Origin of the sequence: Nonomuraea sp. CA-143628, assembly GCF_050942315.1 — a bacterium.
GTDB lineage: Bacteria > Actinomycetota > Actinomycetes > Streptosporangiales > Streptosporangiaceae > Nonomuraea.
Genome location: NZ_CP192072.1, coordinates 397327 through 411926 on the forward strand (window position 1 = coordinate 397327; position 14600 = coordinate 411926).

The 14600-nt window shown below is 69.5% G+C and carries 16 protein-coding genes; 9 read left to right on the forward strand and 7 right to left on the reverse strand.

Annotated features, from left to right (window positions below; all coding sequences use genetic code 11):
• Positions 1-269: 269 nt before the first annotated feature.
• Complete coding sequence (locus ACQP2T_RS01920; protein WP_433514471.1) at positions 270-1208, forward strand: sugar phosphate isomerase/epimerase family protein; 939 nt, start codon at positions 270-272, stop codon at positions 1206-1208.
• A gap of 300 nt (positions 1209-1508) precedes the next feature.
• On the opposite strand, the gene ACQP2T_RS01925 is transcribed toward ACQP2T_RS01920, so the two are convergent.
• Positions 1509-2384, reverse strand: a complete 876-nt coding sequence (locus tag ACQP2T_RS01925) for an A/G-specific adenine glycosylase (protein ID WP_357938818.1) — start codon at positions 2382-2384, stop codon at positions 1509-1511.
• A gap of 78 nt (positions 2385-2462) precedes the next feature.
• On the opposite strand from ACQP2T_RS01925, the gene ACQP2T_RS01930 reads away from it, so the two are divergent.
• Complete coding sequence (locus ACQP2T_RS01930; RefSeq protein WP_433514472.1) at positions 2463-3158, forward strand: hypothetical protein; 696 nt, start codon at positions 2463-2465, stop codon at positions 3156-3158.
• 163 nt (positions 3159-3321) lie between these two features.
• On the opposite strand, the gene disA is transcribed toward ACQP2T_RS01930, so the two are convergent.
• The 5 genes from disA to ACQP2T_RS01955 form a co-directional block, all read right to left on the reverse strand.
• Positions 3322-4404: a DNA integrity scanning diadenylate cyclase DisA gene (gene disA, locus ACQP2T_RS01935; RefSeq protein WP_357938822.1), complete on the reverse strand. Its 1083-nt coding sequence runs from the start codon at positions 4402-4404 to the stop codon at positions 3322-3324.
• A 40-nt stretch (positions 4405-4444) separates the two neighbouring features.
• Positions 4445-5863 carry a DNA repair protein RadA gene (radA, locus tag ACQP2T_RS01940; protein ID WP_433514473.1) on the reverse strand — a complete coding sequence of 473 codons (1419 nt, stop codon included), beginning with the start codon at positions 5861-5863 and terminating at the stop codon, positions 4445-4447.
• A 92-nt stretch (positions 5864-5955) separates the two neighbouring features.
• Positions 5956-6261, reverse strand: coding sequence for a thioredoxin (trxA, locus tag ACQP2T_RS01945; protein ID WP_358431185.1), 306 nt, complete (start codon positions 6259-6261; stop codon positions 5956-5958).
• Positions 6258-6632: a MerR family transcriptional regulator gene (locus ACQP2T_RS01950; RefSeq protein ID WP_357938828.1), complete on the reverse strand. Its 375-nt coding sequence runs from the start codon at positions 6630-6632 to the stop codon at positions 6258-6260. The genes trxA and ACQP2T_RS01950 overlap by 4 nt, the downstream gene beginning before the upstream one ends.
• Positions 6633-6878: 246 nt before the next feature.
• Entirely contained in the window at positions 6879-7577 is a 699-nt protein-coding gene (locus ACQP2T_RS01955) for a class I SAM-dependent methyltransferase (protein WP_433514474.1), read from the reverse strand.
• Between the two features lie 55 nt (positions 7578-7632).
• On the opposite strand from ACQP2T_RS01955, the gene ACQP2T_RS01960 reads away from it, so the two are divergent.
• The 7 genes from ACQP2T_RS01960 to ACQP2T_RS01990 all read left to right on the forward strand — a co-directional run bounded on the left by ACQP2T_RS01960 (position 7633) and on the right by ACQP2T_RS01990 (position 14317).
• Positions 7633-8442 (forward strand): sugar phosphate isomerase/epimerase family protein, encoded by an 810-nt coding sequence (locus ACQP2T_RS01960; protein ID WP_357938832.1) that lies wholly within the window; start codon positions 7633-7635, stop codon positions 8440-8442.
• A gap of 11 nt (positions 8443-8453) precedes the next feature.
• Entirely contained in the window at positions 8454-9203 is a 750-nt protein-coding gene (locus tag ACQP2T_RS01965) for a class I SAM-dependent methyltransferase (RefSeq protein WP_433514475.1), read from the forward strand.
• Complete coding sequence (locus ACQP2T_RS01970; RefSeq protein ID WP_433514476.1) at positions 9200-9778, forward strand: TetR family transcriptional regulator; 579 nt, start codon at positions 9200-9202, stop codon at positions 9776-9778. Before ACQP2T_RS01965 ends, ACQP2T_RS01970 begins: the two co-directional genes overlap by 4 nt.
• Positions 9779-9893: 115 nt before the next feature.
• Positions 9894-11993, forward strand: coding sequence for a (Fe-S)-binding protein (locus ACQP2T_RS01975; RefSeq protein ID WP_433514477.1), 2100 nt, complete (start codon positions 9894-9896; stop codon positions 11991-11993).
• Between the two features lie 148 nt (positions 11994-12141).
• The gene (locus ACQP2T_RS01980) at positions 12142-12939 is read left to right on the forward strand and encodes a hypothetical protein (protein WP_433514478.1); all 798 of its coding nucleotides are present in this window, start codon (positions 12142-12144) and stop codon (positions 12937-12939) included.
• Positions 12936-14006, forward strand: coding sequence for a glycosyltransferase (locus ACQP2T_RS01985; RefSeq protein ID WP_433514479.1), 1071 nt, complete (start codon positions 12936-12938; stop codon positions 14004-14006). Before ACQP2T_RS01980 ends, ACQP2T_RS01985 begins: the two co-directional genes overlap by 4 nt.
• A gap of 29 nt (positions 14007-14035) precedes the next feature.
• Positions 14036-14317, forward strand: a complete 282-nt coding sequence (locus ACQP2T_RS01990; RefSeq protein WP_080044376.1) for a metal-sensitive transcriptional regulator — start codon at positions 14036-14038, stop codon at positions 14315-14317.
• 109 nt (positions 14318-14426) lie between these two features.
• On the opposite strand, the gene ACQP2T_RS01995 is transcribed toward ACQP2T_RS01990, so the two are convergent.
• Complete coding sequence (locus ACQP2T_RS01995) at positions 14427-14588, reverse strand: hypothetical protein (RefSeq protein WP_175589978.1); 162 nt, start codon at positions 14586-14588, stop codon at positions 14427-14429.
• Positions 14589-14600: the final 12 nt, after the last annotated feature.

Consider the following 14600-nt stretch of genomic DNA (forward strand, 5'->3'; position numbering starts at 1 on the left):
GGTTCCGTCGTTTTCTCCGTCGTTGCCGAATTTTTGGAAACCTGGGTACACCGCCACCGGGAGTAGTACTACACTGCGTAGAGCAATGCCAAGTCTCGCCCAAGTCGTCCCCAAGGCGGCGTTTTCAGGGTGAGGGCTGCTCCCTGGGGAGTACTCGGGAATCAACTCAGGGCGGACGCGTGCGCCCCCCGGCAGCAGGCATGCTCGACAGGTCCGCATGATCCCCAAGGCGGGCGACGGGAACGACCATGCAAGCCGTGGAGGATTAAATGCGTCTGCGTCACCAAGACGGAACGCTGGTGCACCTCGCCTACAACGCAGGCGTACACCCGGCGGAAGACCTGGAAAACCTGATCGCCCACCTGACCCGCTACGCGGTGCCGGTGCGCAAGCGGCTCGGGGTCGAGCGCATGGGCGTCGGGCTGTGGCTCTCGCCCGGCGTGGCCGACCACCTGACGGCCGACCGCATCGAGCTCGTACGACTGCGCAGGTCGCTGGAGGAGCGCGGCCTGGAAGTGGTGAGCCTCAACGGCACCGGCGGGCGCAACCTGGAGGTGCCCGGCCCCGACTGGGCCAAGCCGGAGCGCTACCGCTACACGATGGCGCTGGCCAAGATCCTCGCGTTCCTGCTGCCCGACGACGTACGCTTCGGCAGCATCTCCACCATCCCGATCGGCTGGCGCCACGACTGGCCCGCAGACCTGCACGCCATCGCCACCCGACGGCTCCAACGGCTGGCCAGGGAGTTGCGCGGCATCTACAGCGTCACCGGCAAGACCATCCGCGTCGGCTTCGAGCCCTGGCCCGGTTGCGTGCTGGAGACGACGGAGCAGGCGTTGGAGCGGGTGTGCGGGATCGACTCCGAGCACCTGGGCGTCTGCCTCGACGCATGCCACCTGGCCTGCGGCGACGAGGAGCCCGGCGCGGCACTGCGAGGGCTGGCCGCCGCGGGCGCGCCGGTGGTCAAGCTGGGGCACGTGCACAACCACACAGGGGATACGCCCAGCACGGGCGCGGTGCTGTACGACACGATGGCGGCGATGCTGTCGGGGGCCGTGAGCGGGAGCGCGCACATCGAGGTCGAGACGCACAACCTGGCGGTGCCGGGCCGCGCCAAGGGGCCGGGGGCGCTGGTGTCCCTGCTGGCCGAGCAGCTCGACTGGGCCCGCACCAGCCTGACCGGCCTGGGCCTGCAACTCGCCGCGTAGCCCCGGCCGGGTGCCCGCCGACGGCATGGTCCCGCCTTGGGTTCGCTGCCCACACCTTCGGTATGTGACCCGTGGACCGCTGGGCCGCATGCGGGCCCTACGCGCCCCGGCATGTGACCTGTGGACGGCTGGGCCGCACGCGGGCCCCACGCGCCTCGCCATGTGACCCATGGACCGCTGGGCCGCAAGCGGGCTCTACGCGCCATGGTTCGTGGCGCTGACGGAGCCGTTGCCAGAGGCGCGTCACCGTCTCGTGGTCCGGCGGTCCGATCCCCGAGGCGGCGGGGCCGGACGGGCCGGTCAGGAGTGGGGCAGGCGGTAGGTGCCGTCGTCGAGGTGTTCGGCGAGGCCGTCCGTGATCAGGCCGTCCAGGGCGCGCTCCCGTTGCACCGGGTCGTCCCACACAACGTCGAGCGCCGCCTTGGGCACCGGGCCGTGGGCGGCTCGCAGTACGGCCAGCAGGCGCCCCCGGCACTGCCGGTCCGTCCCCGCGTACGTCTGACCCTTGCGGGCGGGCCCGGCGTGCGGTGGTTTGCCGGCCAGGCGCCACGCGCACAGCTGGGCGATCGGGCAGTCGGCGCAGCGCGGCGTGCGAGCCGTACAGACCAGGGCGCCGAGCTCCATGACGGCCACGCCCCAGCGGGCGGCGCCGAGTTCGGGCAGGAGGGTCTCGGCCAGGCGGCGCTCGGCGGCGGAGGTGGCCGTCGGCGGGTACTCCTCGGCCCGTACCGCCCTCGCGAACACCCGCCGGACGTTGGTGTCGAGAACCGCGTGCCGCCCGCCGTACGCGAAGCTGGCGACCGCGGCGGCGGTGTACTCGCCGATGCCGGGCAGTGCCAGCAGGGTCGCGTGATCTGACGGCACCTCGCCGTCGTGCTCCTCGGTGATGGCCTTCGCGCACGCGTGCAGCCGCAACGCCCGGCGCGGGTAGCCGAGCCTGCCCCAGTGGCGTACGGCCTCGCCGGGGAGCTCGGCCGCCAGGGCCTTCGGGGTGGGCCAGCGGTCCATCCACTCGTGCCAGATGGGCAGGACGCGGACGACCGGGGTCTGCTGCAGCATGATCTCGCTGACGAGCACACCCCAGGGTGTCGCGTCGGGGGTACGCCACGGGAGGTCTCGGGCGTTGTCCTCGTACCACTCCAGAACGGGGACGTGTAGGAGGTTCGGCTCAACCACGCGCCCTAGGGTATGCCGAGATGGTGACCAGCGGCGTGTCGTCACCCTCCGTGGCCAATGGATTACCATGCTGTGAGTATGGATCCGGATACGATGGGTGACGGCAGCGGAGACGTCTACTGGCGACGGCGTATGAGCGTGCTGGTGGCGGTTCTCGTCGTGGTGGCGGTTGTCGCTTGGGCGTGTTCCAGCGGGGGGAGTGGGCCGCAGCGTTCCTCCAACGCGCAGACCTCCGCGAGCGCGTCGCCTTCGACGGATCCACTGCTCGACGGCCTGCGCACTCTCACCATGGGCACGGCCACCCCCACGGTGTCGGTGTCGGTGTCGCCCACACCGAGCTCCAGCAAGGTCACGCTCACGCCCATGACCCGGCCCAAGCGGCCGGGCGAGCCCTGCACCGAGGCCGACCTGGTGCTCAGCATGCAGGGCAAGCAGGACGTCTACGCGGCGGGGGCCCAGCCCAACTTCCTCATCAGCCTGGTCAACACCGGCCCCGTCATGTGCTTGGCCGACGTGGGTCCGCGCTCCATGGAGGTGCGCATCACCTCCGGGGAGGACCGGATCTGGTCGACCTCCGACTGCGTGAGTGGTGAGGCGAGCGAGATCAAGCAGCTGCAGCGCGGGGTTCCGTGGGTGCGCTCGCTCGACTGGAATCGGCGCCGCTCCAGCAGCGACTGCCGTACGGACCCGCCGGCCGCCCTGCCGGGGACCTACGTGGCCGTGGTGCGCATGGGCAAGCTCAAAAGCCAGATGGGCGTCTTCCACCTCCGCTGAGGAACGTCCCACCGAGCACGGCCGCACGGCGACCGCTCCAGGCGTCAGACGTACGGACGTTGTGCTGCGGGCTTGTGGGACGTATGGACGTTGTGCTGCGGGCGTGTTGTGGGAAGTACGGGCGTTGCGTTCTGGACGCGTCAGATGTCGCGCTGCGGGCGGGTCAGACGTAGCGCTCCAGGATGGAGGATTCCGCGAGGCGGGAGAGGCCTTCGCGGACGCTGCGCGCCCGGGACTCGCCGACGCCGCCCACCGCCTGGAGGTCGTCGATGCTGGCCGCCAGCAGCTTCTGCAGCCCGCCGAAGTGGTTGACCAGCCGATCGACCACGGTGGCGGGCAGGCGGGGCACCTTGGCCAGGAGGCGGAACCCGCGCGGGCTGACCGGGCTGTCGAGCGTCTCGTCGCCGCTGTGCCCCAGCACGTGGGCGACCGTCGAGAGGTCGAGCAGCTCCTCACCCGAGAGCTGGTCGAGGTCGTGCATGGCCTCCGCGAGGCGCCGGTGCCGGCGGCCGGCGGGGGCCGGGAGGTAGTCGCGGACGACCAGCTCGCGCTCCGAGTCGACGCCTGCCACCAGCTCGTCGAGCTGCAGTGACAGGAGTCGGCCGTCGGTGCCGAGCTCGACCACGTAGCCCTTGATCTCGTCGGAGATGCGCCTGACCATCTCCAGGCGCTGGGCGACGGCGGCCACGTCACGGACCGTCACCAGGTCTTCGATCTCCAGAGCCGACAGCGTGCCGGAGACCTCGTCGAGGCGGTGCTTGTAGCGTTCGAGCGTGGCGAGGGCCTGGTTGGCCTTCGACAGGATGGCCGCCGACTCCTCCAGCACGTAGCGGATGCCGTCGAGGTAGAGGGCGATGATCCGCATCGACTTGCTGATCGCGATGATCGGCAGGCCGGTCTGGCGGGCGACCCGCTGCGCGGTGCGGTGGCGAGTGCCAGACTCGTCGGTCGGGATGCCGGGGTCGGGCACCAGGTGCACGGCGGCGCGGACGATCCGCTGGCCGTTGCCCACCACGATCGCGCCGTCCATCTTGGCCAGCTCGCGCAGCCGCGTGGCGGAGAACTCGACGTCGAGCTCGAATCCGCCGCTGGACACCTCTTCGACCACTTTGTTGTAGCCGAGCACGATCAGGCCGCCGGTCTGGCCGCGCAGGATCCGCTCCAAGCCGTCGCGCAGTGGTGTGCCCGGGGCCACGGAGGCCAGGGCTTCGCGACGGCGGTCGTCGAGACTCCTGTCGTTTGGCACCTGACCCCCGTGTCGAATAGTCAAGCCAAGCTTAGCCGCGCTATGTGACGTGCGTGAGTGCGTCCCAGACGTTCTCCACCTCGACCACCTCGAAGCCGGCCGCGAACGCCACCGGCCCGACGGGCACCAGCGACCGCTGCCCATCCCGTTGCCCGTTGCGCCGGCCGGTGCCCTGATCGAGGGAGCCGGCGGGCACCAGCCCGCGCTTGAACCCCAGCCTGGCGGCCTCGCTCAGCCGCCGCCGGACGTCCTTCACCGGGCGCAACTCGCCGGACAGTCCCACCTCACCCATGGCCACCAGACCGGCCGGCAGCGGCTTGTCGCCGGCCGCGCTGGCCACCGCCAGCATCACCGACAGGTCGATGGCCGGGTCGGCCAGCTTGATGCCGCCGACGGTCGCGGTGAACACGTCGCAGCCGCCCAGCTTGGCGTTGAGCCGGCGTTCGAGCACGGCCAGGATCATCTGCACCCGATAGGTGTCGAGCCCCGAGGAACTGCGTCTGGGCTGCTGCGCCTCGGTGCGGGCGACCAGGGCCTGCACCTCGGCGGGCAGCGGCCGGGTGCCCTCGACCGTGACGGTCACACAGGTGCCCGGCACCGGCTGGCTGCGCCGCGAGACGAATAGCCCGCTCGGGTCGGTGATGCCCTCGATGCCGCGCTCGTGCAGGTCGAAGCAGCCGACCTCCTCGGTGGGGCCGAACCGGTTCTTGATCGCGCGGACCATCCGCAGCCGGGAGTGGCGGTCGCCCTCGAAGTTGAGCACGACGTCGACCAGGTGCTCAAGGGTGCGCGGACCGGCGATCGAGCCTTCCTTGGTGACGTGGCCGACGAGCACGGTGGCCATGTTGCGCTCCTTGGCCAGCCGTACGAGATTGGCGGCCACCTCCCGCACCTGCGTCACCCCGCCCGGCACGCCGGTGGCCTGCGCGGAGCCGACCGTCTGCACCGAGTCGACGACGAGCAGCTTGGGCTGGACCTTGTCGACGTGCGCGACCAGCGCCGACAGCTCGGTCTCCGCCGCGAGATAGAGGTGGTCGCGGATGGCGCCGATGCGGTCGGCCCGCAAGCGGACCTGGGCCGCCGACTCCTCACCCGTGACATACAGCACGGTGTCGCGCTCGGCGATGCGGGCGGCCGCCTCGAGCAGCAGCGTCGACTTGCCGATGCCGGGCTCGCCGGCCAGCAGCACCACCGCCCCGGGCACCAGCCCGCCGCCGAGCACCCGGTCGAGCTCGCTCACCCCGGTCGTGCGCGCGGCCGCCATCTCGGCCTTGACCTGGCCGATCGGTATCGCCGGCGCGGTCGTCGCGCCGGCCTGGACGACGTGCACCCCGGCACGCGCGCCTTCTTCGTCGACCGTGCCCCACGCCTGGCACTCGCCGCACCGGCCCACCCACTTCGTGGTGCGCCACCCGCACTCGGCGCAGCGGTATCCGGGCTTCTGCGCAGACTTGACCATGCGGAGCAGGCTAGCGGGCCGCGCCGACAAACTTCACGAGGTACGGGTGGACGTTCACAAGGTACGGCCGGTCCTTCACCAGGTACGGCCGGTTAGGCCAGGCCCAGTTCGGCCTCGATCATGCGCTTCGGCTTGGCCCCGACGACCTGCTTGACCGGCTGCCCGTTCTCGAACAGGAGCATCGTGGGCAGCCCCATGACGCCGTAGCGGGCCGAGATCTCAGGGTTCTCGTCGCTGTTGAGCTTGCCGATGGTCAGACCGTGCTCGGCCTCGATCTCCGCGAGTACGGGGGCGACCATGCGGCATGGTCCGCACCATTCGGCCCAGAAGTCGACGAGCACCGGCTGGTCGCTCTTGAGCACCTTCTCCTCGAAGTTCGCGGTGGTCAGCTCGATCATTTCTCTCCTCTAAGAACGCAACCAGGGCACGCCGCGCCCAACTGGGCGGCGACCTCGGCGCGGCGGGCGAGCAGGACGCGGATCTCGTCGTCGATCTGGGCCAGCTTGCGCTGGTAGACGGCGACCGACTCGCTGCAGGAGCCGCCCGTGCTGTGGCCGGAGCGCAGGCAGTCGACGAAGGGCCGCGTGTCCTCCAGCGTGAATCCCACGGACAGCAGCGCCCGGATCTCGGACACCAGCTTGATGTCCTCCTCCGCGTAGTCGCGGTAGCCGTTGGATCCGCGTCTGGCGGTGAGCAGACCGTGCTCCTCGTAGTAACGGAGTGATCGGGTGCTCACCCCGGTCCGTTCGGCCAGCTCTCCGATGCGCATGCCTCCACGGTAAACGTTGACACTGACGTCAATGTCAAGCGGTCTGGGTGCGGTGACCTTCGGTGGGTTCGTCACAGGATCGCTTTGGCTTCTGTGACGGTCCGTGGTGGTTGGTGTCCTTTGGAGGGATACCCCCTCCGGGGGAGCGGAAGAAGGCCGTCCGCAAGGGCCCTGTGGAGGGGACGGAGAGCCGGCGGGCGTCCGTGGACGTGACTCGTGGACGCCGGACCGATCGGGCCGCACCGATCAGTACGAGCACCAGCGCAGCACGTTCGGGTAGGGCAGTTCGAGGCCGGGTGTCTCCGCGATCGCCTGGGCGGCCACCTCGGGGGTGAACTCGATGCGGAGCACCGCCTCCAGGTCCGCCCGGCGGGAGAAGGCCATCCGTAGGTCGAGTGGCTGCCGCCGCCATCCGTGGCGGTCCCAGAAGGACTCCACCGTCCTGGCGGAGTAGGTGGGCACCGTGCGCTGGAACCACCTGCCGAAGGCCCCGCGGGTGGCGTCCAGGTCGATGACGAAGGCCGTGCCGCCCCGCCGTACGACCCTGGAGAGCTCCCGTAAGCCGGGCTCGCAGCCGGGGCCGAAGAAGTAGGCCCACCGCGCCACCGCGACGTCCACGGACGCGTCCGGCAGCGGCAGGGCCTGCGCGGTGGCGGCGTGGATCTCGACGGAGGGGAGCGCGGCGCAGCGGCGGCGGGCGAGCGCGACCAGGTCGCCGTGGGGCTCGACGCCGATCACCTTCGCCGCCTCGGCCGCGAAGGCCGGTAGGTGGTAGCCGGTGCCGCAGCCTATGTCGAGCACCGTGGCGCCGTCCCAGGAGCGCAGGGCGCGCATCGCCGCGTTGGCGGCGCCGTCAGGGTCGACGGCGCGATTCTCCAGCTCGTAGACCTGGGGGGAGTTCCAGATGTTGGGGCTGGGGATGGCGCCTTTGGCGATCCGTGGCATGGTCCAACCGTAGGGCTCGCGCGCCAGATCGGCGTCACCGGCTTAGGCTGGCAACGTGGCTGACGTCATCCGAGTGCCCAGTGCGAAGATCGCATTGTCCACCGCTTCGGTATATCCAGAACGCACCCCCGACGCGTTCGAGCTGGCCGCGCGCCTGGGTTACGACGGGGTCGAGATCATGGTCGGCGCCGATCCCGTGAGCCAGGACATCGACGTGATCGAGCGACTCTCGGAGCATTACGAACTCCCCGTGCTGGCCATCCACGCCCCCTGCCTGCTCGTCACGCAGCGCGTCTGGGGCCGCGATCCCTGGGCCAAGCTGGTCAAGGCCCAGAAGGCGGCCGAACGATTGGGCGCCTCGACGGTCGTGGTGCATCCGCCGTTCCGCTGGCAGCGCGAATACGCGCGCGACTTCGAGGCCGGGCTGGCCCGCATGCGTGAGGAGACCGGGGTCACGTTCGCGGTGGAGAACATGTTCCCGCTCAAGGCCAGGGGCAACGACGTGGTCCCCTACTCGCCCGACTGGAACCCGACCGACTACGACTTCCCGCACGTCACGCTCGACCTGTCGCACACGGCCGTCTCGGGCACCGACGCCATGGAGATGGCCACCAAGCTCGGCGACCGTCTCGCGCATCTGCACCTGGCCGACGGCCTCGGCGTGACGAACAAGGACGAGCACCTCGTGCCAGGCAGGGGCAACCAGCCGTGCGCGCCCATGCTGGAACGGCTGGCCAAGTCCGGCTATGGCGGCCTGGTCGTGCTGGAGATCAACACCCGCAAGGCGGCGAGCCGTACGGAGCGGATCGACGATCTGGCCGAGGCCCTCGCCTTCGCCCGCCTCTACCTGGCGGCCGCCCGATGAGCGTCGGACCGATGAGGAAACTGGGCAAGGTGTTCGACAGCGTCGCGGACGCTTACGACGCGGCCCGGCCGACATACCCCGACGAGATGTACCACGCGCTGTCGGAGGTGTCCGGCGTCGAGTTCGACGGCGCGACGGCGGTCGACGTGGGCGCCGGCACCGGCATCCTGACGCGCGCGCTGCGGGCCCGGGGCTCGCGGGTGATCGCGGTGGACGCGGGCGCGGCGATGCTGGCCCGCCTGCACTCGAAGGTCGAGGACGGCGGCACGGTCGCGGTGCTGGCCGATGGCAACGCGCTGCCGCTGACGGACGGGGTGGCCGATCTGGTGACCTACGCCCAGTCCTGGCACTGGCTCGACCCGGTGGTCTCGATCGCCGAGGCCAGGCGGGTGCTGCGGCCCGAGGGGGCCGTCGTGGGCTGCTGGAACTTCGCCCACGCCGCCCAGGCCGACTGGCTGGCCGCCTATGAGGTACGGCTGGCGGAGGCGTGCCCGACCTATTGGGGCCAGGCGCTGGAGGAGTGGTCCGTGCCGCCCATCGCCGCCGCCCTGGACGTGGTCGAGGAGCGCTGGATCGCCTGGACCAGGCTGATCGGCATCGAGGACTTCCTGCTGGATCTCCGCTCGCATTCCTACATGGCGGCGCTGTCCCCGGAGGCCGCCGACGAGCTCGTCGCACGCCAGCGGACGGAGTTGCGCAAGGTCTTCCCAGAGGGCGTCATGCACGTGCCGATGCGCGTCTACCTGGTTGTGGGCCGGTGACCACCAGGCGGCCGGGGCGGCGGCCGGGGTCGGCGGACACACGGGGGGAGATTCTCGCCGCGGCCCGGCGGGTCTTCGCCGAGAAGGGGTTCGACAAGGCGACCGTGCGCGGCATCGCCAGGGAGGCCAAGGTCGATCCGGCCCTGGTGCACCACTACTTCGACACCAAGGAAGGCATGTTCGCGGCGGCGATGCAACTGCCGGTCAGTCCCGAACAGGTCGTGCCGGTGCTGCTCGACGGGCCGCGCGAGGAGATCGGGGAGCGGCTCGTCCGGCTGCTCCTGACGGTGACGGCTCAGCCCGAGACGCGCGAGCCGATGATCGCGCTGATCCGGTCGGCCATGACGAACCAGCAGGCCGAGATGATGTTCCGGGAGTTCATCACCAACGCCCTGCTCTTCCGGGTCGCCGACCGGCTCGAGGTGCCGCCCCTGCGGATCGAGGCCGCCTTCGGGCAGATCTTCGGCATCGTCATGGGCCGTTACGTGCTCAAGCTGGAGCCGCTGGCGAGCGCCGATCCCGAGGAATTGGTCGAACTGCTGGCCCCGACGATACAGCGCTACTTGACGGGGTAGAGCATTGTTCTGGGCGCGCCACCGGTCATAAGGTTACCAGTCGGTAGGATTCCGGAAGTGCCTGGCCGGTGACGTAACCGTACGCTGGCAGCCAACATCGTCAGTGGGAGGTCCCGTGCTCTGGGTGGCCATCATCGGGCTCGTCATGACCGTCCTGGCGGTCGCCGTGGCGGGCCGCAGGACGCTGTTCCTGTACAAACTCGCCACGGTGGGCCCGCCCGCGCCCGAACGGATCGAGTACGCGAAGACGCACGCGGCCGATGAGCTGAAGACTCAGCTGGTGGAGGTGTTCGGGCAGAAGAAGCTGCTCAAGTGGACACCGTCCGGCGTCGCGCACTTCTTCGTGATGTGGGCGTTCTTCATCCTGCTTACCGTCTACATCGAGGCGTACGGCGCCATCATCCAGGGCGCGATCACCGGTGAGCCCGACTTCCACATCCCGCTCATCGGCACCTGGGCGGTGCTCGGCTTCCTGCAGGACTTCATCGCGGTGGCCTGCCTGCTCGGCCTGGTCACCTTCGCGGCCATCCGGGTCAAGAACTCCCCCAAGGCGCTCGGCCGCAAGTCCCGCTTCTCCGGCTCCCACCTCGGGGGCGCCTGGCTCGTCCTGTTCATGATCTTCAACATCATCTGGACGCTGTTCCTGGCCCGTGGCGCGTCGGCGGCCAACGGCAACTTCCCCTACTCCTCGGGCGCCTTCGCGTCGCTGGCCCTGGGCAAGATCCTTCCCGCCAGCTCGCTGCTGGAGGAGATCGCGCTGCTGCTGCACATCGGCTTCATGCTGGTGTTCCTGGTCATCGTGGTGCACAGCAAGCACCTGCACATCTTCACGGCGCCGCTGAACGTGTTGTTCTCCCGCCGCCCCGACGGCCTGGGCGGCGCGCCCGAGTTGCGCGTTGACGGCAAGCCCGTGGACTTCGAGGACGAGGACCTGGACCCGGAGCGGCTCGGCCGGGGCAAGATCGGCGACACCACCTGGAAGGGCTTCCTCGACTTCTACAGCTGCACCGAGTGCGGCCGCTGCCAGTCGCAGTGCCCCGCGTGGAACACCGACAAGCCGCTGTCGCCGAAGATGCTCATCCTCGACCAGCGCGACCACGCCTTCAAGGTGGCCCCCTACCTGATGGCCGCCTCCACCGAGCACGCCGACACCGACGTGCTGGCGCTGCTGAACAAGCCGCTGGTCGGCGAGGAGGGCGTGATTCACCCAGACGTCCTGTGGTCCTGTACGAACTGCGGCGCCTGCGTCGAGCAGTGCCCGGTCGACATCGAGCACATCGACCACATCCTCGACATGCGCCGCTACCAGGTGATGGTGGAGTCGTCGTTCCCGTCGGAGGCGGGGGTGATGGTCAAGAACCTGGAGAACAAGGGCAACCCCTGGGGCATGTCCGAGATGAAGCGGGCCGACTGGATCTCCGAGCTCGACTTCGAGGTCGAAATGGTCGAGGACAAGATGCCCGAGGACGCCGAATACCTGTTCTGGGTCGGCTGTGCGGGCGCGCTGGAAGACCGGGCCAAGAAGACCACCAAGGCGGTCGCGGAGCTGCTGCACATCGCGGGCGTGAAGTTCGCCGTGCTCGGCCCGATGGAGGCGTGCACCGGCGACCCGGCCCGCCGCCTGGGCATGGAATACCTGTTCAACATGCTCGCCCAGCAGAACATCGAGACGCTCAACGAGGCGGGCGTCAAGAAGATCGTCGCCACCTGCCCCCACTGCTTCAACACCCTGGCCAACGAATATCCGCAGCTCGGCGGCACCTACGAGGTCGTACACCACACGCAACTGCTGGCCAAGCTGGTCGACGAGGGCCTGCTCACCCCGATCACGCCGATCGAGGAGAAGATCACCTACCACGACCCGTGCTTCCTCGGCCGTCACAACAAGGTCTACTCCCAGCCCCGCGACATCATGTCGAAGGTGCCCGGTGTCCAGACCCAGGAGATGCACCGGCACAAGGACCGCGGTTTCTGCTGCGGCGCCGGCGGTGCCCGAATGTGGATGGAAGAGCGCATCGGCAAGCGCATCAACACCGAGCGGGTCGACGAGGCGCTGACCACGAATCCTGACACCGTCTCCACCGCCTGCCCGTTCTGCATGGTGATGCTCGGCGACGCCATCAACGAGAAGAAGAACACCGGCGAGGCGAAGGAGTCCCTCGAGGTCGTGGACGTGGCCCAGCTCCTGATCAAATCGGTTAAAAGCGCCTCCTGACGGGGGAATGTCGGACTCCTCTACAGCGCTTGTAGAGGAGTTCCGCACGTCAGGGGGCCCAAGTGGCGGAAAACTGCCATCCACATAACGGGAAAATCACGGTAACCTCAACGTCGCATGGCTTCATTCGACGGGGAGGGGGCTCGTGATGCGCGTCGTCGTCACAGACGCGGAAGTCACGCTCGCCGACGTGCTCTCCCTGCGACTCGCGATCGAGGAGCCGCTGAGGGAAGGCACAGAGCTCGTGCTCAGGCACCGTACGACGGGGGTCGAGCGGGACGTGTTGCTCGGCACGCCGGGGGCCAGGACGCGGGAGGCCAGCCTGGCGGTGTCGCTGGCGCCGCTGATGCTCAGCCCCGGCCGCTGGGACGCCTATCTGCGCCGCGATGGCAAACGCTCGCGGCTGCGCAGCATCGATCCGGGCTTCTCGCTCGATCACCTCGACGCCTACGCCCTGTGCAAGCGGACTCTCGCCTATCGCTCCTATCGCACCCGCAACGGGTTCCTGGCGCTGAAGATCGCGGACGCCGAGCCGGCGGCGGAGGTGCGCTCGATCTGGTTCAGGGAGGGCCGGTTCGAGGTGATGGGCCTGCTCGCCTACACCGGCCTGGAGAACGACGACTCGCGCCACGAGGCCAGGCTGGCGCTCCAGCGCGAGCAGCCCGCCGGTACGACCATCCGCACGGTGGCCACCGTGCAGGGGGTGCGCTTCCACGCCGCGTTCTCCCTGGTCGACGTCGTCGAGGCCGATCCGGAGTCCTCGGGTGTCTGGGAGCCGTCGCTGGAGGTCGAAGGGGTGCCGACGCCCATGGCCCTAGGTGCCCGGCTCGACGACATCGACGGCAAGCGCCGTCGGCTGCACTACCCGTCCGCCCGGGTCGACGGGGTGGCCGTCAGACCCGCCTACACCGCCGAGGACGAGCTCCGGATCGAGGTGGGCCGGTGAAGGTCAGCATCGTCGTCTCGTCCGCGTACTCCATGCGCGGCGAGGTGCGCTCCACCCTCAACCTCGCCACCGCCCTTGCCGACCGCCAGCACGACGTCGAGGTGATCAGCCTCAGGCGGCACAAGGACAAGCCGTTCTTCCCCGTCAGCCCGAAGGTGGCGCTGCGCCCCGTGGTCGACGTCCGGCCCGGCGTCAGGCACCTGCTGCCGAGGGGGCAGGTACGCACCGAGGTGGCGCTCTGGCGGGTGCTGCGCGGCCTCAAGACCGATGTCCTCATCACCACCAGGCCGGGGTTGAGCGTCCAGGCGGCCAGGCACGCGCCACGGGAGACGCTCAAGCTCGCCAGGGAGTGGACGAACCCGGCGATACCCGGACCCGTCAAACGCTTCTATCCGCGTCTCGACGCGGTCGTCACGGCCACGGAGAGCGCGCAGGAGGAGTGGGGCAGCCTGCTGGGCGAGGGGACGCCCGTACACGCCGTGCCGGACGCGCTGCCGGACGGTCCGTGGCCGCGCTCGCGGATGGACAACCGCATCGTCGCGGCGGGCGGCAGCTGGGAGCCCGTCAAGGCGTACGACAGGCTGATCCGGGCGTTCGCCACCATCGCCGACAAGCGGCCGGACTGGCAGCTGCGACTGTACGGCGGCGGCCCCGAGGAGCGGCGGCTGCGCGCGCTCGTCCGCGAGCTCGACCTGCACAACCACGTCTACTTCATGGGCGTCACGCCGGACCTGGCGGGTGAGTTCGCCAAGGCGTCGATCGTGGCCAACACCTCGAGCACCGCCGATCTCGGCATGACCGTGCTGGAGGCCATGGGCTGCGGGGTGCCGGTGGTGGCCTTCGACGGCGCCAGGGGGCCGAACGAGTTCGTGGCCACCGGCTACAACGGGGTGCTGGTGCCGGCGTCCGACGGTGGGCTGGAGATGTTCGCGGCCGCGCTGCTCGCGCTGATCGACGACGAGCGCCGGCGCCGCTCGCTCGCGGCGGGCGCACTGGAGACGGCCATCCGGCACGAGGCGACAGGAGTGGGCGAACAGTGGGAGAAACTGATCAGCGACCTCCGCTGAGCGATTCCGCTTCCGGGTACCTTAGGAACATGCATGGGTACAGCGGAGACAAGCAGGCATATCTGACGCGGCTCAGGCGCATCGAAGGGCAGATCAGGGGCCTGCAGCGGATGGTCGACGATGATGCCTACTGCATCGATGTGCTGACCCAGGTGTCCGCGGCGACGCGGGCGTTGCAGGCGGTGGCTCTCGGGCTGCTTGAGGAGCACATCTCGCACTGCGTGGCCGACGCCATCAACACCGGCGGGCCCGAGGCGGAGGCGAAGGTCAAAGAGGCGTCAGCGGCGATCGCGCGTCTCGTCCGTTCGTAGGAGACGGCGGGCTCAACTGACTAGTCATGTTGTGCCGTGGTGAACCATCCTTATAAACGACCGTCCCGGACCCCACGGGGATCCGGGACTAGGTCATTAGTGATGGTCTTCAGCGGCTCGCCGAAGTCCGCAATCCGAGCGCGTCGTCGAGCTCGTCCAAGGTCAACCGCCGCTCGCTGATAGCGACAGCGGTGAGCACCTCGGCGTAGAGCGCAATCTCGTCCAACGCGACACGGTCGTGGACCCGAGAGTCCAGGTCGTCGTGCCCCACCGCGTCGTCCTT